Source organism: Pseudomonas sp. NPDC089534 (assembly GCF_044749305.1).
Lineage (GTDB): Bacteria > Pseudomonadota > Gammaproteobacteria > Pseudomonadales > Pseudomonadaceae > Aquipseudomonas > Aquipseudomonas ekonensis.
Map to the genome: position 1 here is coordinate 26,502 of NZ_JBIVHR010000032.1, position 22,814 is coordinate 49,315.

At 65.8% G+C, this 22,814-nt stretch carries 23 protein-coding genes; 10 read left to right on the forward strand and 13 right to left on the reverse strand.

Features of this window, described 5'->3' with window-relative positions; translation table 11 throughout:
- The first annotated feature begins 107 nt into the window (after nt 1-107).
- The gene (locus tag ACIP0B_RS12545; protein ID WP_400832245.1) at nt 108-290 is read left to right on the forward strand and encodes a hypothetical protein; all 183 of its coding nucleotides are present in this window, start codon (nt 108-110) and stop codon (nt 288-290) included.
- A 102-nt stretch (nt 291-392) separates the two neighbouring features.
- On the opposite strand, the gene ACIP0B_RS12550 is transcribed toward ACIP0B_RS12545, so the two are convergent.
- From ACIP0B_RS12550 to ACIP0B_RS12580, 7 genes are all read right to left on the reverse strand, one after another.
- Nucleotides 393-935 (reverse strand): DUF2058 domain-containing protein, encoded by a 543-nt coding sequence (locus tag ACIP0B_RS12550; RefSeq protein ID WP_085578175.1) that lies wholly within the window; start codon nt 933-935, stop codon nt 393-395.
- Between the two features lie 26 nt (nt 936-961).
- Complete coding sequence (gene mazG / locus ACIP0B_RS12555) at nt 962-1,798, reverse strand: nucleoside triphosphate pyrophosphohydrolase (protein ID WP_085636695.1); 837 nt, start codon at nt 1,796-1,798, stop codon at nt 962-964.
- A 58-nt stretch (nt 1,799-1,856) separates the two neighbouring features.
- Nucleotides 1,857-4,100 (reverse strand): GTP diphosphokinase, encoded by a 2,244-nt coding sequence (gene relA / locus ACIP0B_RS12560; protein WP_400832246.1) that lies wholly within the window; start codon nt 4,098-4,100, stop codon nt 1,857-1,859.
- Nucleotides 4,101-4,224: 124 nt separating this feature from the next.
- The gene (rlmD, locus tag ACIP0B_RS12565; RefSeq protein WP_400832247.1) at nt 4,225-5,577 is read right to left on the reverse strand and encodes a 23S rRNA (uracil(1939)-C(5))-methyltransferase RlmD; all 1,353 of its coding nucleotides are present in this window, start codon (nt 5,575-5,577) and stop codon (nt 4,225-4,227) included.
- The gene (gene cysM, locus ACIP0B_RS12570) at nt 5,577-6,479 is read right to left on the reverse strand and encodes a cysteine synthase CysM (RefSeq protein ID WP_400832249.1); all 903 of its coding nucleotides are present in this window, start codon (nt 6,477-6,479) and stop codon (nt 5,577-5,579) included. The genes rlmD and cysM overlap by 1 nt, the downstream gene beginning before the upstream one ends.
- Before the next feature lie 120 nt (nt 6,480-6,599).
- Nucleotides 6,600-8,024, reverse strand: a complete 1,425-nt coding sequence (locus ACIP0B_RS12575; RefSeq protein WP_400832250.1) for a histidine kinase sensor domain-containing protein — start codon at nt 8,022-8,024, stop codon at nt 6,600-6,602.
- On the reverse strand, nt 8,011-8,733 hold the full coding sequence (locus ACIP0B_RS12580) for a response regulator transcription factor (protein ID WP_400832251.1): 723 nt from the start codon (nt 8,731-8,733) through the stop codon (nt 8,011-8,013). Before ACIP0B_RS12580 ends, ACIP0B_RS12575 begins: the two co-directional genes overlap by 14 nt.
- Before the next feature lie 217 nt (nt 8,734-8,950).
- Here ACIP0B_RS12580 and ACIP0B_RS12585 point away from each other — a divergent pair, with 217 nt between their 5' ends.
- Complete coding sequence (locus ACIP0B_RS12585; protein WP_400832283.1) at nt 8,951-11,704, forward strand: response regulator; 2,754 nt, start codon at nt 8,951-8,953, stop codon at nt 11,702-11,704.
- 83 nt (nt 11,705-11,787) lie between these two features.
- Nucleotides 11,788-12,777: a 2-hydroxyacid dehydrogenase gene (locus tag ACIP0B_RS12590; RefSeq protein ID WP_400832253.1), complete on the forward strand. Its 990-nt coding sequence runs from the start codon at nt 11,788-11,790 to the stop codon at nt 12,775-12,777.
- Between the two features lies 1 nt (nt 12,778).
- Here ACIP0B_RS12590 and ACIP0B_RS12595 read toward each other — a convergent pair whose 3' ends face one another.
- Nucleotides 12,779-13,228 carry a hypothetical protein gene (locus ACIP0B_RS12595; RefSeq protein ID WP_400832254.1) on the reverse strand — a complete coding sequence of 150 codons (450 nt, stop codon included), beginning with the start codon at nt 13,226-13,228 and terminating at the stop codon, nt 12,779-12,781.
- Nucleotides 13,229-13,361: 133 nt separating this feature from the next.
- Between ACIP0B_RS12595 and ACIP0B_RS12600 the strand changes: the two genes are divergently transcribed.
- A complete protein-coding gene (locus tag ACIP0B_RS12600) occupies nt 13,362-13,796 on the forward strand; it encodes a hypothetical protein (RefSeq protein WP_400832255.1) in 435 nt (144 codons plus the stop codon).
- Nucleotides 13,796-14,200, forward strand: coding sequence for an META domain-containing protein (locus ACIP0B_RS12605; RefSeq protein WP_400832257.1), 405 nt, complete (start codon nt 13,796-13,798; stop codon nt 14,198-14,200). Before ACIP0B_RS12600 ends, ACIP0B_RS12605 begins: the two co-directional genes overlap by 1 nt.
- Before the next feature lie 145 nt (nt 14,201-14,345).
- Here ACIP0B_RS12605 and ACIP0B_RS12610 read toward each other — a convergent pair whose 3' ends face one another.
- Complete coding sequence (locus tag ACIP0B_RS12610; RefSeq protein ID WP_400832259.1) at nt 14,346-14,813, reverse strand: TlpA disulfide reductase family protein; 468 nt, start codon at nt 14,811-14,813, stop codon at nt 14,346-14,348.
- A 113-nt stretch (nt 14,814-14,926) separates the two neighbouring features.
- Here ACIP0B_RS12610 and arsC point away from each other — a divergent pair, with 113 nt between their 5' ends.
- Genes arsC through ACIP0B_RS12625 form a run of 3 tightly spaced genes read left to right on the forward strand, consistent with a single transcriptional unit; the run spans nt 14,927 to nt 16,301 of the window.
- Nucleotides 14,927-15,280: an arsenate reductase (glutaredoxin) gene (arsC, locus tag ACIP0B_RS12615; RefSeq protein WP_400832261.1), complete on the forward strand. Its 354-nt coding sequence runs from the start codon at nt 14,927-14,929 to the stop codon at nt 15,278-15,280.
- Complete coding sequence (wrbA, locus tag ACIP0B_RS12620; protein WP_400832263.1) at nt 15,277-15,873, forward strand: NAD(P)H:quinone oxidoreductase; 597 nt, start codon at nt 15,277-15,279, stop codon at nt 15,871-15,873. The genes arsC and wrbA overlap by 4 nt, the downstream gene beginning before the upstream one ends.
- Nucleotides 15,874-15,875: 2 nt before the next feature.
- The gene (locus tag ACIP0B_RS12625) at nt 15,876-16,301 is read left to right on the forward strand and encodes a DUF2069 domain-containing protein (RefSeq protein ID WP_400832264.1); all 426 of its coding nucleotides are present in this window, start codon (nt 15,876-15,878) and stop codon (nt 16,299-16,301) included.
- A 100-nt stretch (nt 16,302-16,401) separates the two neighbouring features.
- Here the strand turns inward: ACIP0B_RS12625 and ACIP0B_RS12630 are convergent, their stop codons facing one another.
- Together ACIP0B_RS12630 and ttcA are read right to left on the reverse strand one after the other, a co-directional pair.
- Nucleotides 16,402-17,076 (reverse strand): DNA-3-methyladenine glycosylase I, encoded by a 675-nt coding sequence (locus tag ACIP0B_RS12630; RefSeq protein ID WP_400832266.1) that lies wholly within the window; start codon nt 17,074-17,076, stop codon nt 16,402-16,404.
- 246 nt (nt 17,077-17,322) lie between these two features.
- Nucleotides 17,323-18,147 carry a tRNA 2-thiocytidine(32) synthetase TtcA gene (ttcA, locus tag ACIP0B_RS12635; protein WP_085578191.1) on the reverse strand — a complete coding sequence of 275 codons (825 nt, stop codon included), beginning with the start codon at nt 18,145-18,147 and terminating at the stop codon, nt 17,323-17,325.
- A 288-nt stretch (nt 18,148-18,435) separates the two neighbouring features.
- On the opposite strand from ttcA, the gene ACIP0B_RS12640 reads away from it, so the two are divergent.
- Both ACIP0B_RS12640 and ACIP0B_RS12645 read left to right on the forward strand, forming a co-directional pair.
- Nucleotides 18,436-19,038, forward strand: coding sequence for a Yip1 family protein (locus ACIP0B_RS12640; RefSeq protein ID WP_085578192.1), 603 nt, complete (start codon nt 18,436-18,438; stop codon nt 19,036-19,038).
- A gap of 171 nt (nt 19,039-19,209) precedes the next feature.
- On the forward strand, nt 19,210-19,704 hold the full coding sequence (locus ACIP0B_RS12645; protein ID WP_400832268.1) for a SprT family zinc-dependent metalloprotease: 495 nt from the start codon (nt 19,210-19,212) through the stop codon (nt 19,702-19,704).
- A gap of 119 nt (nt 19,705-19,823) precedes the next feature.
- Here the strand turns inward: ACIP0B_RS12645 and ACIP0B_RS12650 are convergent, their stop codons facing one another.
- Together ACIP0B_RS12650 and ACIP0B_RS12655 are read right to left on the reverse strand one after the other, a co-directional pair.
- Nucleotides 19,824-21,005 (reverse strand): CaiB/BaiF CoA transferase family protein, encoded by a 1,182-nt coding sequence (locus tag ACIP0B_RS12650; RefSeq protein WP_400832270.1) that lies wholly within the window; start codon nt 21,003-21,005, stop codon nt 19,824-19,826.
- A gap of 145 nt (nt 21,006-21,150) precedes the next feature.
- Nucleotides 21,151-22,485 (reverse strand): dicarboxylate/amino acid:cation symporter, encoded by a 1,335-nt coding sequence (locus tag ACIP0B_RS12655; protein WP_400832271.1) that lies wholly within the window; start codon nt 22,483-22,485, stop codon nt 21,151-21,153.
- Nucleotides 22,486-22,814 lie beyond the last annotated feature (329 nt).

The following is a 22,814-nucleotide window of genomic DNA, read 5'->3' on the forward strand; positions in this document are numbered from 1 at the left end:
CGCAAGGGTACATTGCAGAAATCGAACGTTTACTTAGCAAGCTAACAAACTCTATAAAAGAGTCCTGCACATGCCTTGCTGCAGATAACAGAGATTGGAGCTAGCAGATGACTGTAAAAGTGACTGAACGCGACGATTCACACATGTCCCATGAAGGCGTGGCCGCCGGTGTGCGGATCTGGGATGTGCATCAACAGGACTTGCTGGTCGGGATGTTCCACAACGAAACCGACGCCCACAATTACAAGGCCGAACTGGAGCTCCTGGAGCGCCAGCGCGAACAGGGCTGAAAACGGCCGTGGCGAGGGAGCTTGCTCCCGCTGGACTGCGCAGCAGGCCTCAACAAGGGGCTGCTGCGCAGCCAGCGGGAGCAAGCTCCCTCGCCACAGGGCTTACCACATCAGATCGTCAGGGATCTGATAGGCCGCGTACGGATCGTCCTCGTCCGTGACCTCTTCGGTCTTCTCGTTCATCTGCACGATGCGCTGCGGATCACGCTCCTGGATCTTCAGGGCGGCCTCGCGCGGGATCACTTCGTAGCCGCCGGCATGGTGCACGATCGCCAGCGAGCCGCTGCTGAGCTTGTTGCGCATCAGCGTGTTGACCGAGAGGCGCTTGACCTTCTTGTCGTCGACGAAGTTGTAGTAGTCCTCGGTGTTCAGCTTCGGCAGGCGCGACACCTCGATCAACTGCTTGATCTGCGCGGCGCGGGCCTTGGCCTCGGCCTTTTCCTGCTGCTGGCGGTTCAGCTCCTGGTCGCGCTTGACCTTCTCGGCCTGGGCCTCCTGGGCCGCGCGCTGCTGCGAGTCGTCCAGCTCGATTTGCCCCTTGTGGGCCAGGCGTTGCTGCTTTTGCTTGTCCTTACTGACTTGCTTGACCTGCTTTTGGTTGACCAGCCCTGCCTTGAGCAACTGGTCGCGAAGGGAAATACTCATGGTGCTTACTCACTTGGGCAAATTGCTCAGCCGCAGCCGGGCGCATTCTTTTCCTGTCGTTTGGCTTCGCCCCACAAGGCGTCCAACTCTTCGAGGGTGCAATCTTCCATGGGACGACGGGTGTCGCGCAATGCCTGTTCGATAAAACGGAAACGCCGCTCGAACTTGCCGTTGGCGCCACGCAGCGCGGTTTCCGGATCGACCTTCAGGTGCCGGGCCAGGTTGACCACCGAGAACAGCAGATCGCCGATCTCGTCGGCCACCGCCGCCGGGTCGTTTTCGGACATGGCCTCGAGCACTTCATCGAGCTCTTCGCGCACCTTGTCCAACACCGGCAAGGCGTCCGGCCAGTCGAAACCGACCTGCCCGGCGCGCTTCTGCAGCTTGGCCGAACGCGACAGGGCCGGCAGCGCGGCAGGCACATCGTCGAGCAGCGACAGTTGCTGCGGCTCGGCGGATTTCTCGGCACGCTCTTCGGCCTTGATCTCTTCCCAGCGCTCCTTGACCTGTTCTTCGTTCAGCCGCGGCACATCCAGCGGCGCATACAGGTCGCCGGTGGGAAACACGTGCGGATGGCGGCGCACCAGTTTGCGGGTGATGCTGTCGACCACACCGGCGAACTCGAACCGCCCCTCCTCCCGGGCCAGCTGGCTGTAGTACACCACCTGGAACAGCAGATCGCCCAACTCGCCCTGCAAGTGGTCGAAATCACCGCGCTCGATGGCGTCGGCGACCTCGTAGGCCTCCTCCAGGGTGTGCGGGACGATGGTCGCGTAGGTCTGCTTGATGTCCCACGGGCAGCCGTACTGCGGATCGCGCAGACGGTTCATCAGGTGCAGCAGGTCTTCCAGGCTGTACGTCATGTATGTCTCACCACAAAACCCGTGCAGGAGCGGACAAGCCCGCTCCCGCCGTTGATCCTCAAGGCGTACGGTTGCGCCGCGTCTCGATGATGTTCGGCAACTGGGAAATCCGCCCCAGCAACCGCCCCAGCGCGTCCAGCCCCGGAATCTCGATGGTGAGGGACATCAGTGCGGTGTTGTCCTCCTTGTTCGAGCGGGTGTTGACCGCCAGCACGTTGATGCGCTCGTTGAGCAGCACCTGGGAAACGTCGCGCAGCAGCCCGGAACGGTCGTAGGCACGGATGATGATGTCCACCGGGTAGGTGAGCACCGGCACCGGCCCCCAGCTGACCTGGATGATCCGCTCCGGCTCGCGGCCGGCCAACTGCAGCACCGAGGCGCAGTCCTGGCGGTGGATGCTCACGCCGCGGCCCTGGGTGATGTAGCCGACGATCGCGTCGCCCGGCAACGGCTGGCAGCAGCCGGCCATCTGCGTCATCAGGTTGCCGACGCCCTGGATCTGGATGTCGCCGCGCTTGCCAGGCTTGTAGCCGGCGGCCTTGCGCGGAATCAGCTCCAACTGCTCGTTGCCGCGCTCCGGTTCAACCAACTGCTGCGCCAGGTTGACCAGTTGCGCCAGGCGCAGGTCGCCGGCGCCGAGGGCCGCGAACAGGTCGTCGGCGGTCTTCATGTTGGCCTTGTCGGCCAGCTTGTCGAAGTCCACCGCCGGCAGGCCGAGGCGGGTGAGCTCGCGCTCGAGCAGGGTCTTGCCGGCCGCGACGTTCTGGTCGCGGGCCTGCAGCTTGAACCAGTGCACGATCTTCGCCCGGGCCCGGGACGTGGTGACGTACCCCAGGTTCTGGTTCAGCCAGTCGCGGCTCGGGGTGCCGTGCTTGCTGGTGATGATCTCGACCTGCTCGCCGGTCTGCAGGCTGTAGTTGAGCGGCACGATCCGCCCGTTGATCTTGGCGCCGCGGCAGTTGTGGCCGATCTCGGTGTGCACGCGGTAGGCGAAGTCCAGCGGCGTCGCGCCCTTGGGCAGGTCGATGGCGTGGCCGTCCGGGGTGAAGATGTAGACCCGGTCCGGCTCGATGTCGACCCGCAGCTGTTCGGCCAGGCCGCCGATGTCGCCCAGCTCTTCATGCCACTCGAGCACCTGACGCAGCCAGGAGATCTTCTCTTCGTAGTGGTTGGAGCCGGACTTGACGTCGGTGCCCTTGTAGCGCCAGTGCGCGCAGACGCCGAGCTCGGCCTCCTCGTGCATGGCGTGGGTGCGGATCTGCACCTCCAGCACCTTGCCTTCCGGGCCGATCACGGCGGTGTGCAGCGAGCGGTAGCCGTTCTCCTTCGGGTTGGCGATGTAGTCGTCGAATTCTTTGGGGATGTGCCGCCACAGGGTGTGGACGATGCCGAGCGCGGTGTAGCAGTCGCGCATCTCCGGCACCAGCACGCGCACGGCGCGCACGTCGTAGATCTGGCTGAACTCCAGGCCCTTGCGCTGCATCTTTCGCCAGATCGAATAGATGTGCTTGGCCCGGCCGCTGATGTCGGCCTCGACGCCGGTGGCCTGCAGCTCGTTCTTGAGCTGGGTCATCACGTCGCTGATGAAGCGCTCGCGGTCGAGCCGCCGCTCGTGCAAAAGCTTGGCGATCTGTTTGTACTGGTCGGGTTCGAGGTAACGGAAGGACAGGTCCTCCAGCTCCCACTTGATGTGACCGATGCCGAGCCGGTGCGCCAGCGGCGCATAGATGTCGAACACCTCCCGGGCGACCCGGTTGCGCTTCTCGTCGTCGGCGGTCTTCACCGCCCGGATCGCGCAGGTGCGCTCGGCCAGCTTGATCAGCGCGACGCGCACGTCGTCGACCATCGCCACCAGCATCTTGCGCAGGTTCTCGACCTGGCCCTGGGTGCCCAGCACCATGGACTGGCGGGGGCTGAGGCTGGCGCTGATCGCCGCCATGCGCTGCACGCCGTCGATCAGCTTGGCGACCACCGGGCCGAACCGCTGGCTGACCGCCGCGAGCTCGATCTGGCCTTCGCGCACGCCGCGGTACAGCACGGCGGCCACCAGCGAATCCTGGTCCAGCTTGAGGTCGGCCAGGATCTCGGCGATCTCGAGGCCGGTGCTGAAGCTGCCGCTGCCCTCGGTCCACAGGTTGTTCGCCGCTTTGGATTGCTGCTCGGCCTGACGGGCGTATTCGCAGGCCTCCTTCAAGGCTTCGCGATCCAGCGCCAGATCGACGCTGACCGCATGATCGAGCCAAGCCTCGAGATTGATACTGCCGTCGGTGTTGATCGGCTGGTGTGCTCTCACCTGTACCATCTTGCTTTACCTTCCCTACGACGCAGATTCAATGCGTCAAATCGCTGACCTTCATTGCCCGTTCGCGCTCGCGGGGCTGGGACGAGCGCTGTCCGGGCGGACCAGACGGATCAGACGGGCCATCCTAGCCCGCTTCAAATAACGCCATGGCCTCGACATGCGCCGTCTGAGGAAACATATCGAGAATCCCGGCACGTTTTAACCGGTAGCCCTGCTTGATCAATTCGACCGTGTCGCGCGCCAGAGTTGCAGGGTTGCACGACACGTACACCAGCCGTTGGGCACCCAGGGTCGCCAGCTTGCGCACCACCTCGAAAGCACCGTCACGGGGTGGGTCCAAGAGTACCGCAGAAAAGCCGTTTCCGATCCATTCGGCATCGGTCAAAGGCTGGGATAAATCGGCCTGAAAAAACTTTGTGTTATGCAAATTGTTGCTGGCGGCGTTCTCCGCCGCGCGGTCGACCATCGTCTGCACGCCTTCGACCGCCACCACCTCGCGCACGGCCTTGGCCAGCGGCAAGGCGAAGTTGCCCAGGCCGCAGAACAGGTCGAGCACACGCTCATCGCCCGTGGGCTTGAGCCACTCCAGCGCCTGGGCGACCATCGCTTCGTTGACGCCGGCGTTGACCTGGATGAAATCGCCCGGCCGCCAGGCCAGCTCCAGCCCCCACGTCTCCAGGCGATAGCCCAGGGACTGCGCAGGGTCCGCCGGCTGCGGCTCGCCTTCGCCGTGCAGCCACAGCTGCGCCTCATGGAACGCGCAGAAATCCTTGAGGACCGAAAGGTCCGCGTCCGACAGCGGCGCCGTGTGCCGCAGCAGCACCGCCAGCGACGAGCCGCTGAACAGTTCCACATGCCCCAGCGCCTGAGGCTTGCCCAAGCGGCGGAGCATCTGCGGCAACCGGCTCATGATCGGCTGCAAGGGCTGTACCAGCACCGGACATTCGCTGATCGCGACGATGTCCTGGCTGCCCGCGGCGCGAAAGCCCACGTCCAGGCGCTTCGCCTTGGCGTCCCAGCGCACCGCCACCCGGGCGCGGCGCCGGTAGCCGAATTCGGGGCCGGTCAGCGGCGCCGCCCATTCCTGGGGCTCGACACCGGCGACCCGCGACAGCTGCTCGGCCAGCATGCGCTGTTTCAGGGCAAGCTGTTCGCCGTGGGGCAGATGCTGCACGCTGCAGCCGCCGCAGGTGCCTGCATGCTGGCAAGGCGCAGGACGACGCAGCTCGCTGGCCTTGATGACGCGCTCGGCACGGGCCTCGACCACTTTGCCGTGGGCGCCGAGCACCCGCGCCTCGACCTCCTCGCCCGCCAGGGCGCCGAGGACGAACCAGGTGCGGCCTTCGAAGAACGCGATGCCGCGACCGTCATTGGCCAGGCGCTCGATGGTCAGGCGCTGCTTCTTGCCGGTCGGGATTTGCGGGGCCTTGCTGCCGCCGGTGGGCTGGAAGCGCAGGCCTCTTGCTTGCTTGGCCATCAGTTGGGCGCGTCGAACAGGCCGGTCGACAGGTAGCGGTCGCCGCGGTCGCAGATGATCGCGACGATCACCGCGTTCTCGACCTCCTTGGACAGGCGCAGCATCGCCGCCACCGCACCGCCGGAGGACACGCCGCAGAAGATGCCTTCTTCGCGGGCCAGGCGACGGGTGACGTCCTCGGCTTCGCTTTGCGCCATGTCGACGATGCGGTCGACGCGGTCGGCCTGGTAGATCTTCGGCAGGTATTCCTGCGGCCAGCGGCGGATGCCGGGAATGGCCGAGCCTTCCATCGGCTGCAGGCCGATGATCTGCACGTTGTCGCTCTGTTCCTTGAGGTAGCGCGACACGCCCATGATGGTGCCGGTGGTGCCCATGGAACTGACGAAATGGGTGATGGTGCCCTGGGTCTGCCGCCAGATCTCCGGGCCGGTGGTGGCGTAGTGCGCTTCGGGGTTGTCGCCGTTGGCGAACTGGTCGAGCACCTTGCCGCGGCCTTCGGCCTCCATCCGCTGGGCCAGGTCGCGGGCGCCTTCCATGCCCTCTTCCTGGGTGACCAGGATCAGCTCGGCGCCGTAGGCGGTCATGGCGGCCTTGCGCTCGGCGGTGGAGTTGTCCGGCATGATCAGGATCATCTTGTAGCCCTTGATCGCAGCGGCCATCGCCAGGGCGATCCCGGTGTTGCCCGAGGTCGCTTCGATGAGCGTGTCGCCGGGCTGGATCTGCCCGCGCAGCTCGGCACGGGTGATCATCGACAACGCCGGACGATCCTTGACCGAACCCGCCGGGTTGTTGCCTTCCAGCTTGAGCAATAGGGTGTTGCTGGTGGCGCCGGGCAGGCGCTGCAAACGCACCAGCGGCGTGTTGCCGACGCAATCGGCGATGGTTGGGTACTGCAAGGTCATGGCGTTTTTCGCAATCCGGACAGCGGGGGCGCCTATCATACCGGCAAACCCGCGCCGGCCATATCACGCAAAGTATGGTGCTTATGGCTTATGGGAATAAGTGAAGAAACCGCCGGGCCGTCAGGTGATCTGCGGCTGCAGCCCGTCCGCTGCGGATGCGGGCCTGCCCTGTGCGACGTCGGGGCATGCACCGCCCTCATCCGCCTTCAGCGACAGATTCAGCCGCAACCCGGCTCCGGTGTTCTCGGCCCACAGCCTGCCGCCCTGACGCAGCACCGCATTGCGCGCAATGCTCAGGCCCAGGCCGAACCCGCCGTCGCCGGGCCGCGAACCGTCGAGCCGGATGAACGGCGAGAAGATCCGCTCCAGATCCGCCTCGGCCACCCCGCCGCCCTGATCCTCCAGCCACAGGTGCCAGCGGTCGCCGTCGCGCTGCCCGCCGAGGCGCACGGTGCCGCCCGGCGGCGAATGGCGGATGGCGTTGCGCAAAATGTTTTCCAGCGCCTGGGCCAGGGCGTTGAGGTTGCCGCGCACCCAACAGGAAGCCTCCACCGCACACTGCAGCCGCACGCTCGGCCAGCCGCTTTCGTAGCAGGCGTTGTCGGTCAGCATTTCCCATAGGGCCTGGATCTGGATCGCCTCGTCGGGCAGCGGCGTGCGCTCGGTGTCGAGCCAGGCCAGCTGCAAGGTGTCCTCCACCAGCCGCTGCATGACGTCGACCTCCCGCCCGATCCGTTCGCGCAACGGCAACAGCGCCTGCTCGCCTTCGCTGGCCACCCGCAGGCGGCTCAGCGGCGTGCGCAGCTCATGGGACAGGTCGCGCAGCAGTTGCTGCTGCAGGGCCACGGTCGACTGCAGACGCTCGGCCATCGAGTCGAACGCCCGGGCCAGCTCGCCGAGTTCGTCGGGGCGCTCGGTGATGCCGCTCGACAGCCTCACATTCAGTTGGTCGGCGCGCCAGGCGTTGGCCTGTTCGCGCAGGTTGTTCAGCGGCACCACCAGCAGACGGTACAGGCCGACGCACAGCAGCAGCGTGAACAGGCCGGGAATCACCCCGTTGGTGATGACCCGCCAGAACGTCTTGTAGCGCCCCGGCACGAAACGCTCGGGCAGCTCGATCACCAGGCTGCCGGCGGACGGGTTCTGCGGAAACGGCACCCGCAGCCAAGGCAGGCCTTTCTTGTGGATCGGCCAGTCGGGGCCGCGCAGGAAGGTCAGGCGCAGGGTTTCGGCTTCGCTCAGCGGCTGGCTGCCCAGCGACTGCAGGTGGCCGCCGATCACGCCGACCCAACCCGCCTCGCGCCAGCGCATGGTCCGCAGCCAGGCATCGACGCCCTCCTGCCGGCCATGCCGCCAGGCCTGCTCGGCTTCGGCCGCGTAACGGGCCAGCGTGCCGCGGGCCTCGTCCGAGAGGAACTGATTGCGCTGCTCCATGTAGCGGCCCCAGGACCAGCTCAGCCAGATCATCAGCAGACAGAAAGCCACCAGCAGGCAGGCCAGTTTCCAGAACAGCGAGTGCCGGCCCGGCAGGTCAGACGGTTTCATCGAGCGCGCTCAGTACGTATCCCTTGCCCCACACGGTGCGCACTTCGCGCTCGGCATAGCCGACGGCCTTGAGTTTGCGGCGGATCTGGCTGATGTGCATGTCGAGGCTGCGGTCGTGGGGCGCGTAGCCGCGCTGCAGCACGTGCTGATAAAGGAAGGCCTTGCTCAGCACTTCTTCGGGGTTGCGGTCGAGGGTCTCCAGCAGGCGGAACTCGCTGCGGGTCAGCCCGGCGGGCCGGTCGAGGTAGAACACATCGCACTGTTCGTCATCGAAATGCAGCGCCCCCGCCGCCACGGGCTCGACCACCGGCACCGGACGCCGGTCGAGCGCCACCCGGCGCAGGATCGCCTCGATGCGCACATGCAGTTCGGCCATGCTGAACGGCTTGGGCAGGTAATCGTCGGCGCCGAGGCGAAAGCCGCTGATGCGGTCGGCTTCGGCGCCGAGGGCGGACATCAGCAATACCGGCGTGGAATGGCTGCGGCGCAGTTGGGTCAGCGCGTTGAGCCCGTCCAGCCCCGGCAGCAGGATGTCCATCAGCACCACATCGAACGGCTGGCGCCTGGCGATGTTCAGGCCTTCCTGGCCATCGCGGCACCAGGTCACCTGAAAGCCGCTGCGGCCCAGGTGCTCGTGGACATAGGCACCGAGCACGGGATCGTCTTCGATGGAAAGGATGCGGGGCTGGCCAACAGAGACAGGAGTCATGACTATCTGCAAATAGTTCTCAGTTGGCGGATTATTCAAGATTGCCGGGCGCCGGGCAACCCAAGGTTGGACCGGCGGACAAACGACCCGTTTCCGGCCGATGGGCGACGACCGCATTTTTCCCAAGATTGCCCGCGAGCAAATCGCTACACTGCGCCAAAGCCGCGTGCCGGATGCACGCGAGAGTCAACGGATCAGCGGGATGCGGGAGATGGGCGTGCTCAAGAAACTGGGAATCAAAGGTCGCGTGCTGTTGCTGACCCTGTTGCCGACCAGCCTGATGGCGCTGGTGCTGGGCGGCTACTTCACCTGGACGCAGCAATCCGACCTGCAGGCCCAATTGATGCAGCGCGGCGAAATGATCGCCGAGCAACTGGCGCCGCTGGTGGCGCCCGCCATGGGCCACGGCGACAGCGAACTGCTGGAGCGCATCGCCACCCAATCCCTGGAACAGTCCGACGTGCGCGCGGTGACCTTTTTGGCGCCCGACCGCTCGCCCCTGGCCCACGCCGGCCCGACCATGCTCAACCAGGCCCCCAGCGGCGACAGCCTGCAACTGCTGCGGCGCAGCGGCAACGACGCGACCCGCTACCTGCTGCCGGTGTTCGGCAAGCACCGCAACCTGGCCGGCGAACTGATCCCCGAAGAGTCCGACCGCCTGCTCGGCTGGGTCGAACTGGAGCTGTCGCACAACGGCATGCTGCTGCGCGGCTACCGCAGCCTGTTCGCCAGCCTGCTGCTGATCGGCGCAGGCCTGGCCGGTGCGGCGCTGCTGGCCGTGCGCATGGGCCGCACCATCAACCGGCCGCTGAGCCAGATCAAGCAGGCCGTCGCCCAGCTCAAGGACGGCCACCTGGAAACCCGCCTGCCGCCCCTCGGCAGCCAAGAGCTGGACGAACTGGCCTCCGGCATCAACCGCATGGCCGGCACCCTGCAGAATGCCCGGGAAGAGTTGCAGCACAGCGTCGACCAGGCCACCGAAGACGTGCGCCAGAACCTCGAAACCATCGAGATCCAGAACATCGAGCTGGACCTGGCCCGCAAGGAAGCGCTGGAGGCGAGCCGGATCAAGTCCGAGTTCCTGGCCAACATGAGCCACGAGATCCGCACGCCGCTCAACGGCATCCTCGGTTTCACCCACCTGCTGCAGAAAAGCGAGCTCACCCCGCGTCAGCTCGACTACCTGGGCACCATCGAGAAGTCCGCCGACAGCCTGCTCGGGATCATCAACGAGATCCTCGACTTCTCCAAGATCGAGGCCGGCAAGCTGGTGCTCGACCACATTCCGTTCAACCTGCGCGACCTGCTGCAGGACACCCTGACCATCCTCGCCCCCGCCGCCCATGCCAAGCAGCTGGAACTGGTCAGCCTGGTCTACCGCGACACGCCGCTGTCGCTGGTCGGCGATCCGCTGCGGCTCAAGCAGATCCTCACTAACCTGGTCAGCAACGCGATCAAGTTCACCCGCGAAGGCACCATCGTCGCCCGGGCGATGCTCGAAGAGGAACACGAAGACAGCGTGCAGCTGCGCATCAGCATCCAGGACACCGGCATCGGCCTCTCGACCCAGGATGTGCGCGCGCTGTTCCAGGCCTTCAGCCAGGCCGACAATTCCTTGTCGCGCCAACCCGGCGGCACCGGCCTGGGCCTGGTGATCTCCAAGCGCCTCATCGAGCAGATGGGCGGCGAGATCGGCGTCGACAGCACACCGGGCGAAGGCTCGGAGTTCTGGATCAGCCTGAGCCTGCCCAAGACCCGCGACGACGCCGAGGACCTGCCCGCCGCGCCGCTGCTCGGACGCCGGGTGGCGGTGCTGGAGAACCACGAACTGGCGCGCCAGGCGCTGCAGCACCAGCTGGAAGACTGCGGCCTGGACGTCACCCCGTTCAACACCCTGGAAAGCCTGACCAACGGCGTCACCGGCGCCCACCAGACCGAGCAGGCCATCGACCTGGCGGTGCTCGGCATCACCAGCAACGACATGCTTCCGGAACGGCTGAACCAGCACATCTGGGATCTCGAACACCTGGGCTGCAAGGTGCTGGTGCTGTGCCCGACCACCGAACAGACCCTGTTCCACCTGTCGGTGCCCAACCCCCACAGCCAGCTCCAGGCCAAACCGGCCTGCACCCGCAAACTGCGGCGGGCGCTGTCGGACCTGGTGCTGCCGCGCCAGACCCGCAGCGAGCCGGGCGAACCGCTGTCCAGCCGTGCGCCGAAAGTGCTGTGCGTCGACGACAACCCGGCCAACCTGCTGCTGGTGCAGACGCTGCTCGAAGACATGGGCGCCAAGGTGCTGGCCGTGGAAAGCGGTTATGCGGCGGTCAACGCCGTGCAGAGCGAAGCCTTCGACCTGGTGCTGATGGACGTGCAGATGCCGGGCATGGACGGCCGTCAGACCACCGAAACGATCCGCCACTGGGAAAGCGAACGGCATTGCACGCCGCTGCCGATCGTCGCCCTCACCGCCCACGCCATGGCCAATGAGAAGCGCGCCTTGCTGCAAAGCGGTATGGACGACTACCTGACCAAGCCGATCAGCGAACGGCAACTGGCCCAGGTGGTGCTGAAATGGACGGGGCTGGCGCTGCGCAACCTGACCCAGGAACGCACCGGCGAAAGCGTCTCGGGCCCTCAGGAGCTGCCGGTGCTCGACCACGAGGAAGGCTTGCGCCTGGCCGCCGGCAAGGCGGATCTGGCGGCGGACATGCTGGCGATGCTGCTGGCGTCGCTTGAGGCCGACCGCGAAGCGATCCGCACCGCCCGCGACGGCAACGACCAGAACGCCCTGCTTGAACGGGTGCACCGCCTGCACGGCGCCACCCGCTACTGTGGCGTGCCGCAGCTGCGCGCCGCCTGCCAGCGCAGCGAAACCCTGCTCAAGCAGCACGATCCCGCCGCCGCCCAGGCGCTGGACGAACTCGACCGGGCGATCAACCGTCTGGCCGCGCAGGCCAGGATCAGCGCCTGATCCAGGACAACGCCGCCGCTGGTGCGGACGGCTACAGTGAGCGTGGGCAATCGGGCCCCGCGACGAGGTTCCAGGAGGCCAGCATGCGCACGATCGTTTTCAGCAGCCAGACGTATGACCGCGACAGTTTCCTGGCCTGCGACTGCCCGGACGGCATCGAGCTGCACTTCCAGCCGGCCCGGCTCAGCCTCGACACGGCGGCGCTGGCCGAGCGTCACGAGGTGGTCTGCGCCTTCATCAACGACGACCTCGGCGCGCCGGTGCTGGAGCGCCTGGCCGCCGGCGGCACACGGCTGATCGCCCTGCGTTCGGCCGGCTACAACCACGTCGACCTCGCCGCTGCCCGGCGCCTCGGGCTGGCTGTCGTGCGGGTGCCGGCCTACTCGCCCCATGCGGTGGCCGAACACGCGGTGGCGTTGATCCTGGCGCTCAACCGGCGCCTGCACCGCGCCTACAACCGCACCCGCGAAGGCGATTTCAGCCTGCACGGCCTGACCGGCTTCGATCTGGTGGGCAAGACCGTCGGCATTGTCGGCACCGGGCAGATCGGCGCCACGTTCGCGAAGATCATGCACGGCTTCGGCTGCGAGCTGCTGGCCTACGACCCGTTCCCCAACCCGGCCGTCGAAGCCCTGGGCGCCCGTTACCTGAGCCTGCCCGAACTGCTGGCCCGGTCGCGGATCATCAGCCTGCACTGCCCGCTCAACGAGCAGAGCCGGCACCTGATCAACCGCCAATCGCTGGCGTGCATGCAGCCGGGCACGATGCTCATCAACACCGGACGCGGCGGGCTGGTCGATACCCCGGCGCTGATCGACGCCCTGAAGGACGGCCAATTGGGGTATCTGGGGCTGGACGTCTATGAAGAGGAGGCGCAGCTGTTTTTCGAGGACCGCTCCGACCTGCCGCTGCAGGACGACGTCCTCGCCCGGCTGCTGACCTTCCCCAACGTGATCGTCACCGCGCACCAGGCCTTCCTGACCCACGAGGCCCTGGGCGCGATCGCCGCGACGACCCTGCGCAACATCGCCGCCTGGGCACAGGGCTCGCCGCAGAACCGGGTCGAGGCCTGAGTCAGGACGGCTTGAGCGACGACGCCAGGATCAGCAACGCCAGCCAGCCGAAGCCGAACAGCCGCTGCTTGGCCGAATGGCCGCTGCGCAGCAAAAACCAGACAAAGAAACCCGGCAGCAGAAACACCATGATCTTCAGCCAGCCTTCCACCGGCCGCGAACCGTCGGCGTTCAACTGACGCTCGGCCGGTTGAGCCGCTTGCGCACGACGCCGGCGACCGGCCGCCGCCGGCGTGGCCCGTGGCTGCGGCGCAGGCGCAGGCGCAGGCGCTGCGGGAGCGGTGACGGCTTCGGGAACAGACTCGTTGCGCGGCAGCCGGCCAAACGAAATCGGGGATTTCGTCGCTTCAGGGCCGGCCGCCCCCTGTTCCAGCGGGGCTCCGCAATGGATGCACGTCGACGCCTGCGAGCTGATGCTGCGCTTGCATTCATAACATTCGATCAGCGCCATGTTCCGTTCCTTAGAAATGAAGGCGGCAGTTTGCCATGACTGCAATGCCGATTTGAACCGGATCGAAGGTCGCAAGCGCGCACCATTCTGCAATCAAGCCCGTGCTAGCATGTCGCGCATATTTGGAGGCTCCATGGTCGAACACGATTTCCGCTACACCCTGATGAACCCGCAACACACCCTCACCGAATGCCGCGCCATCGTGCCGGGCCGCTATCAGGTCACCGGCAACGGCGGCTCGATCCGCATCGGCGACGTACTGGTGGTGACCCTCAAGGGCAGCAAGGACTTGTCCATGCGCCTGACCGTCGAATCCGTCCGCCACCTGATCAACCCGCCGGGCCAATGGACGGCGATGACCCAGGGGCCGGTGTTCGGCGAACTGGCAATCCACACCTGGGAGGTCAACTGCGACGCCTGCGCCAAAGCCCTGAGCTTCGAGTTCGCGGTGGACGCCAAGCTCGGCAAGCCGGCCGAAACGGCCGCCGCCACCGCACGCATCGCCGAGCTCGGCTGGAAGGCCGTCGGCGACAAGCATGTGTGCCCGAGCTGCCGGGAGTCCGCGTGATGAAACACCTGGCCCTGACCGCCGCCGTCGGTGCCGGCCTGATGGGGTGCGCCGCCGAGCCCGTGCAGTTGCAGCAGAACCGCAGCTACATCCTGGAGTGGATCGGCGAACGCCCGCTGATGGATTACAGCCACCTGACCGTCACCCTGGGCGACGATGGCCGGGCCTACGGCAACGGCGGCTGCAACCATTGGTTCGCGCCGTACACCCTGGACGGCGACAGGCTGAGCTTCGGCAAGATCGGCAAGACCCGCAAGCAATGCGCGCCGGCGCTGATGGAGCAGGAGCAGCGCTTCCTGCAAGCCCTGGAGCACGTCGAGCGCTGGGACGTCTCGCCGATCGAGCAGATGCGCTTCTGGCCCGCCGAAGGCAAGCCGTTGCGCTGGTGGCTGGAAGAAGGCTGAGCCACATTCCTGGCTGAAGGAGCTCCTGTGGCGAGGGAGCTCGCTCCCGCCGGAAGCCCCCAAGAGAACTCACTCCCTTCGCCCCCTGTGGCGAGGGAGCTTGCTCCCGCTGGGCCGCGAAGCGGCCCTGAATCTGACACCACCCTCAGTTGGTCGCCTTCAGCGCCTCCAGCTTCGCCATCACCCCCGCCGCCGTCTGCTCGCCCAGCAACTGCTCACGCACCTTGCCCTTGTTGTCGATGATGTAGGTCACCGGCAAGGCCTCGCTGCGCGGCAACTCGAAGAGATCCGCCGGATCCTGCGCCAGCACCGTGAAGCGGATGCCCAGCTTCTCGCTGGCGCCCTTCAGTTCCTCGCCCTGCACGTTGTCGAAGTTGACCCCGAACACGCCGATCTTCTTGTCCTTGAGCTGATCGGCCAAATGGTTGAGCTCCGGGATCTCGGTCCGGCACGGGCCGCACCATTCGGCCCAGTAGTTGAGCACCACCCATTGCTTGTCGAGGCGCTCGGAGGCCACCTTCTGCCCGTTCTGGTCGATGCCATAGTCGTTACCGCAGCCCCCCAGCATCAACGCTCCGATGATCGTCAATGCCGCTGCCAGTCGCCGTGTCATGTCATGTTCCTTGTCAAAAATTGAATGCGCCTGCGACCCTTCGCCTCCCGAGGTTCTGGATTGCGCGCCGCACAGTTAGAATAGCCGCCACTTTACGCCATAAGCGACCCGCCATGACCGATCTGACGCTCTATCACAACCCGCGCTGCTCGAAATCCCGTGGCGCACTCGAACTGCTCGAAGCCCGTGGCCTGACCCCGAACGTGGTGCGTTACCTCGAAACCCCGCTGGACGCCGCACAGATCAAGGCCTTGCTCGGCAAGCTGGGGATCGGCGCCCGGCAACTGCTGCGCACCGGCGAAGATGAATACAAAATGCTTCAGCTGGCCGACAGCGGCCTCAGCGAAGAACAGCTGATCGCCGCCATCGCGGCCCATCCGAAACTGATGGAGCGCCCGATCCTCGAAGCCGGCGACAAGGCCGTCATCGGCCGGCCGCCGGAGCAGATCCTGGAGCTGCTGCCGTGAGCGATCCGTACATTCTGGTCCTGTACTACAGCCGCAGCGGCTCGACCAACGAGATGGCCCGGCAGATCGCCCGTGGCGTCGAGCAGGCCGGGCTCGAGGCGCGCCTGCGCACCGTGCCGGCGATCTCCGCCGAGTGCGAAGCCGTGGCGCCGGACATCCCCGACGAAGGCGCGCTCTACGCCACCCTCGACGACCTGAAGAACTGCGCCGGCCTGGCCCTGGGCAGCCCGACCCGCTTCGGCAACATGGCCGCGCCGCTCAAGTACTTCCTCGACGGCACCAGCAACCTGTGGCTGACCGGCGCCCTGGTGGGCAAGCCGGCCGGCGTGTTCACCTCCACCGCCAGCCTGCACGGCGGCCAGGAGACCACGCTGCTGTCGATGATGCTGCCGCTGCTGCACCACGGCATGCTGATCACCGGCCTGCCCTACAGCGAATCGGCGCTGCTGGAGACCCAGGGCGGCGGCACGCCGTACGGCGCCAGCCACCATGCCGGGGCCGACGGCAAGAGCGGCCTGGACAGCCACGAAGTCGCGCTGTGCCGCGCCCTCGGCGCACGCCTGGCCAAAACGGCCCAGAAGCTGGGGAACTGAGGATGGCCCGAAAGCCGAAAGTCTTGCCCGCCGTCGAATGGCTCGCGCCACGGGTGCGGGCGATGCGGATCGTCAGCCTGCTGTGCTTCTTCGCCCTGGCCGGGCTGCTCGCCGCCTACTACCTGGCGTTCGCCGACCTGCACGGCGCCCGGCCCTGGGTGATCCTGCTGATCGAGCTGATCCCGTGGCTCGTGCTCGCGCCGGGCATGATCACGGGCAGCCCGCGCGGGCATTCGTGGATGTGCTTTGCGGTGAACCTGTACTTCATCAAGGGCGCGCTGGCCGCGTATGACCCGGGCCGTCAGCTGTTCGGCGTGCTGGAGATGGTCGCCAGCCTGGCGGTGTTCTGCTCGGCGCTGCTGTATGTGCGGTGGCGCTATCAGCTGGACCGCAAGCTGGCGGGCGAAGGCGCCATCAGCGTCGCCTGACCGGTCGCCATCGCCGGCAGGCCGGCTCCCACATTGGATCTGCGGTGTTCACCAATCCCCTGTGGGAGCCAGCCTGCTGGCGATCAGGGCCTACACGGCCTCAATGGTTGACGGTATAGGCCAGCATCATCGAGATCTGGCTCATCGGCCGTCCGCCGCTCTCTTCGTGCCAGCGGTTGAACGCGTCCTGCACCGTGGCCAGGTCGCGCAGGCTGCTCGGCACCTTGTCGATGATGCCTTGGGCATTCAATGCCGCGACCACGTCGTAGCTCGGCACGAAGGTGTCCTTGCCGGCCATCCGCAGGAACCGCGGCGCCGACAGCCCGCCCAACTGGTGGCCGCGCTTTTTCAGGTACGTCCACAGGCCGGTGATGTCGGTCACCGGCCAGTCGGCGAGCAGCGCGCCGAAACTGCCCTTCTCTTTTTCGACGTCCAGGATGAACTGCGCATTGCGCGGCACGCTCTTGAGCTTGCCCAGGTGGCGGATGATCCGCGCGTCCTGCATCAGGCGCTCAAGGTGCTCGGCGCTCATCAGCACGACCTTTTCCGGGTCGAAGCCGAAGAACACTTCTTCGAAGGCCGGCCACTTGGCGTCCACCAGGCTGTGCTTGAGCCCGGCGCGGAACACCCGCAGGGCCATGGTCGACAGGTAGCGGTCGTCGCCGACCGCACGCAGCTGCGCCGCGGTCTTGGGCACCGGCAGGTGGGCTTCCAGCTCGGCCGCCGAACCGAAACGGTTCAGACAGTATTCGTGCAGCCACTTGTAGTCGCGCATGCCCTCTCCTGAGGTCTGAAATGAATGTCGCCCGAGAACGCAAACGACAGTGGGAGCCAGCCTGCCGGCGATGACGCTGCATCACTCGTGACGCACCGGCTCGCCAGCGGGCTGGCCCACAGGGTTCCCGGCTATCGCAGAATCCCTGTGGGAGCTGGCTTGCCAGCGATGAGGCCGGCACATCCAACATCACCGGAGCCTGACCCACCGCCATCGCCAGCAGGCTGGCTCCCACCTTAACGGGGCTTAGAGATTGACGACGTTGACGAAGCGCGAAGCCGCGGTCTCGTCGATCTTCAGGCTGGTGAAGTCGAACAGGTTGCGGTCGGCCAGTTGCGACGGCACCACGTTCTGCAGGCTGCGGAAGATGCTTTCGGTGCGGCCCGGGGTCTTGCGCTCCCAGTCCTGGAGCATTTCCTTGACCACCTGGCGCTGCAGGTTCTCCTGGGAACCGCACAGGTTGCACGGGATGATCGGGAACTGCTTGAAGTCCGAGTAGGCCTGGATGTCCTTCTCGTTGCAGTAGGCCAGCGGGCGGATCACCACGTTGCGGCCGTCGTCGGCGCGCAGCTTCGGCGGCATGGCCTTGAGGGTGCCGTTGAAGAACATGTTCAGGAAGAACGTCTCGACGATGTCGTCGCGGTGGTGCCCCAAGGCCATCTTGGTCGCGCCGATCTCGTCGGCGAAGGTGTACAGCGTGCCGCGGCGCAGGCGCGAGCACAGCGAGCAGGTGGTCTTGCCTTCCGGCACCAGTTCCTTGACCACCGAGTAGGTGTCCTTCTCGACGATGTGGTACTCGATGCCCAGCTCTTTGAGGTAGGCCGGCAGGACGTGCTCGGGGAAGCCCGGCTGCTTCTGGTCCATGTTCACCGCGACGATCTCGAACTTGACCGGCGCGACCTTCTGCAGGTGCATCAGCACATCGAGCATGGTGTAGCTGTCTTTGCCCCCGGACAGGCAGACCATCACCTTGTCGCCGTCTTCGATCATGTTGAAGTCGGCGACCGCTTCGCCGGCCAGGCGGCGCAGGCGCTTTTGCAGTTTGTTCTGGTTGACGGTGAGAGTGCCCATGACGCGAAATCCGTGAGGTGTGACGAAGGGCGGGCATTTTACGCAAAAACGCCGCCAGGGCGAAGGGCCGCGGGTCTGTCACTGCGCAGCGGCGCAAGTCCCTGCGGCGATTAAGCCCCGGGTTTACAGCGCGATTTGCTCTAAGCCCCTACACCCTGTGCGGTCAAGACCTCCCTATACTGCGACATAAGGTCGCATAGATGTCTGGAGACCTGAATTTGCTCGGCCACCTTGGCCCGTAGGCGCTCCGTTTGGGGGGCGATGGCAATATAGAGAGGAGTGACTGGCATGATCCATCACGTAGTGGGGCTCTTCACCCACCCCGATCAGGAATGGAAGGAAATCCGTGGCGACCAGGAAGAAAGCATCAGCCACATGTACCTGACGCACACGCTGATCCTGGCGGCGATCCCGGCGGTCTCGGCGTTCATCGGCACGACCCAGGTCGGCTGGGTGATCGGCAGCCGCGCGCCGGTGATGCTCACCCTCGAAAGCGCGCTGTGGATGACGATCATGTCGTACCTGGCGATGCTCGGCGGCGTGGCGGTCATGGGCGCTTTCATCCACTGGATGGCCCGCACCTACGACGCCAACCCGAGCCTGGCCCGTTGCGTGGCCTTCGCCACCTACACCGCGACACCGCTGTTCGTCGGCGGGCTGGCGGCGCTGTATCCGCACATGTGGCTGGGGATGATCGTCGGCACGGCTGCCATCTGCTACACGGTGTACCTGCTCTATGTGGGCCTGCCCACCTTCATGAACATACCGACCGATGAGGGATTCCTGTTCTCCAGCTCGGTGCTGGCGGTGGGCCTGGTGGTGCTGGTGGCCATCATGGCGTTCACCGTGATTGTCTGGGGGCTGGGCGTAGGCCCTGTCTACACCAACTAGATCGCCGCACGCCGGTGACCGCTCCACCCCGAGAAGAACAAGATCCGCCAACACCAGGCCGCCGCAAGGCGGCCTTCTCATGCCTGGGAACGCAGCGACCATTCGGCGGTTCGGCGATACGCAAGGCCGGAAGGTTGCGGCATACTCCAAACCTCTGGAGATCCATCAAGCATGCCCGAGCAACTCAACACCCGCGTCGAAGACTGCTTCCAACTCGCTGAATCCTTTTTCAAACGTCCTTTCAAGCGCCCTGTGGTGAGCCTCAAGCTGCGCGGGCAGAAAGCCGGGGTTGCGCACCTGCACGAGAACCTGCTGCGCTTCAATCCGCAGCTGTACCGGGAAAACACCGAGCATTTCCTCAAGCAGACCGTGGCCCATGAAGTCGCGCACCTGATCGCCCATCAACTGTTCGGCGACCGCATCCAGCCCCACGGCGAGGAATGGCAACTGATCATGCGCGGCGTCTACGAATTGCCGCCCGACCGCTGCCACACCTATGAGGTCAAGCGCCGCAGCGTGACCCGCTACATCTACAAGTGCCCGTGCGCGGACAGCGACTTTCCGTTCACGGCCCAGCGCCACAGCCTGGTGCGGCAGGGGCGACGGTATCTGTGCCGGCGGTGTCGCCATACCCTGGTGTTCAGCGGGGAAATGCGGGTCGAATAGCGCGGGTTCTGCGCCGACTGTTCCGACCCCATCGCCAGCGGGCTGGCTCCCACAGGGGATTTGTGAGCGCCACAGATCCAGTGTGGGGCCAGCCTGCTGGCGATGGGCCGGGACAGCCGCTAGAGCACCACCTTGGCTTGACGCAGCGCCTCAATCTCCGCCGCAGCGAAGCCCAATCCTTCCAGCACCTGGTCCGTGTGCGCCCCCAGCGCCGCCCCGACGTGCCGCGGCGCCGGCAACCCTTCGGAAAACTTCAGCGGACACGCCATCTGCGCCTGGGCCGTGCCGTCCCCCCGCGGCACCTGCGCCACCAGTTCCCGCGCCTGCAACTGCGGATGCCGCACCGCCTCGCCCAGGCCGAGCACCGGCTCGACGCAGGCATCGATGCCGGCGAACAGCTCGCACAGCTCGGCGAAGTCGTACTTCTCGAACTCGACCTGCAGCGCCTCCTTCAGGGCCCGCTGGCGCTCGGGCTTGGGCGACAGGCCATGGGCCGCCAGCTCCGGCCAGCCGAAGGCGTTGCACAACTGCTGCATGAACCCCGGCTCCAGGCTGCCCACCGACATCCAGCGCCCGTCCCGGGTGCGGTAGTAGTCGTAGAAGCTGCCGCCGTTGAGGATCTGATCCTCCCGCCCCGGCTCCACGCCGCAGGCCAGGTAGCCGGCGCCGGCCATGGCGTTCAGGCTGAACGCGCAGTCGGTCATGCTCACGTCCACGTGCGTGCCCTGCCCGGTCTGCTGCCGGGCGATCACCGCCGCCAGCAGGCCGATCACGCCGTGCAGCGAACCGCCGGCGATGTCCGCCACCTGCACGCCCAGCGGCAACGGCCCGCTGTCGGCGCGGCCGGTGTGGCTGGCGAGCCCGGCCAGGGCCAGGTAATTGATGTCGTGGCCGGCGCGGTCCCTGTAGGGGCCGGTCTGGCCGTAGCCGGTGATCGACACGTAGATCAGCCGGGGATTGATCGCCTTCAGCGCCTCGTAGCCCAGCCCCAGGCGCTCCATCACGCCGGGGCGGAACTGCTCCAGGAGGATGTCGTGATCCGCCAGCAAGCGCTTGATCACCTCCAGCGCTTCGGGCTGCTTCAGGTCCAGGGCCAGGCTGCGCTTGTTGCGGTTGAGGTAGGCGTGGCTGGCCGACAAGCCCCGGTCGTGGGGCGGCAGCACCCGCACCAGGTCCAGGCGGGTCGGCGATTCGATGCGCAACACCTCGGCGCCCATGTCCGCCAGCAGCAGCGAGGCGAACGGCCCCGGCAACAGGGTCGAGAAATCCAGGACTTTCAGTGAGGCCAGCGGTGCGGACATGGGCGATCTCCGTGAACGATGCCTTGCAGCCTAGGCAGCCGCGGCCGGGGCGGCAATCACCGGATGCGTCAGCGGCAGTGACCGTTGCGCTCAAACCGCAGGCATGAAAAAACCCGCCGCAGCGGGTTTTTTCATGGCATCAGCGTTACTTGACGCTGCTTGGGGTCGGGCCTTCGGCCACGCCCAGGTCGTCTTCCGGACGGGTATCGGCGATGCCGCGACCGCCCGAGGCGAGCTCGGCCTGCAGCACGTCGGTGTCCAGTTCCTTGACCCACTTGGCGACCACGATGGTGGCGACGGCGTTGCCGACCAGGTTGGTCAACGCGCGGGCTTCGGACATGAAGCGGTCGATGCCCAGGATCAGCGCCAGGCCGGCCACCGGCAGGTGACCCACGGCCGACAGCGTGGCCGCCAGCACGATGAAGCCCGAACCGGTCACGCCGGCCGCGCCTTTGGAGGACAGCAGCAGCACCACCAGCAGGGTGATCTGATGGGTGATGTCCATGTGGGTGTCGGTCGCCTGGGCGATGAACACGGCCGCCATGGTCAGGTAGATCGCGGTGCCGTCGAGGTTGAACGAGTAGCCGGTCGGGATCACCAGACCCACGACGGATTTCTTCGCGCCCAGACGCTCCATCTTGATCAGCATGCGCGGCAGCACCGATTCCGACGACGAGGTGCCGAGCACGATCAGCAGCTCTTCACGGATGTAGCGGATCATCTTCAGCACACTGAAGCCGTGCATGCGGGCGATGGCGCCGAGCACGATCAGGATGAACGCCAGGCAGGTGATGTAGAAGCAGGCCATCAGTTGGCCCAACTGCACCAGCGAGCCGACGCCGTAGGCGCCGATGGTGAACGCCATCGCACCGAAGGCACCGATCGGCGCAAGCTTCATGATCATGTTGATGATGTTGAACATCACGTGGGCGAAGCGATCGATGAAGTCGAGGATCGGCTTGCCGTAGGCGCCCAGGCGGTGCAGGGCGAAACCGAAGATCACCGAGAACATCAGCACTTGCAGGATGTCGCCGGTGGCGAAGGCGCCGACGATGGTGCTCGGGATCACGTTGAGCAGGAAGCCGACGACGCTCTGCTCGGCGCCTTGCTGCACGTAGGTGGCGACTTTCGAGGCGTCCAGGGTGCTCACGTCGACGTGCATGCCGTTGCCCGGCTGCACGATGTTGACCACGACCAGACCCACCAGCAGAGCGATGGTCGAAACGATTTCGAAGTACAGGAGCGCGTAGCCGCCGGTCTTGCCGACCGATTTCATGTTCTGCATGCCGGCGATGCCGCTGACGACGGAGCAGAAGATGATCGGGGCGATGATCATTTTGATCAGTTTGATGAACCCGTCACCCAGCGGCTTTACGGCCACACCGAGCTGCGGATAGTAGTGGCCGAGCGCAATACCGATGCAGATTGCGACGATCACCTGGAAATACAGGGATTTGTACAGTGGCTGACGAGTCGTCATTGCAAGTTTCCTCAAGAGTCCCGTGGGCAACATCCATCTGTTGAACACGACACTTGAATTGCGAACCCTCCTGCACTGGAGGGATTTGTTGTGTCGAGCGACGCTTTCCGGACCGGCTCGGCGCACGCTTCTGGCGCTTCTATCGCAAACCGCGTGCCACTTTGGCGCAATTGGCTGCAAGCCTTTTGATATCAGGTGTTGCCGGCATTTTTGTGTCACCGTTTGGTGACCTGGCGTTGGCGGATTTCCGCCAAGTCATCCGAACTCGTCCTACAATTTGGCGGAAATCCGCCTTGTTGCAGGTTCGAACACCCGGATACCATCCGCCG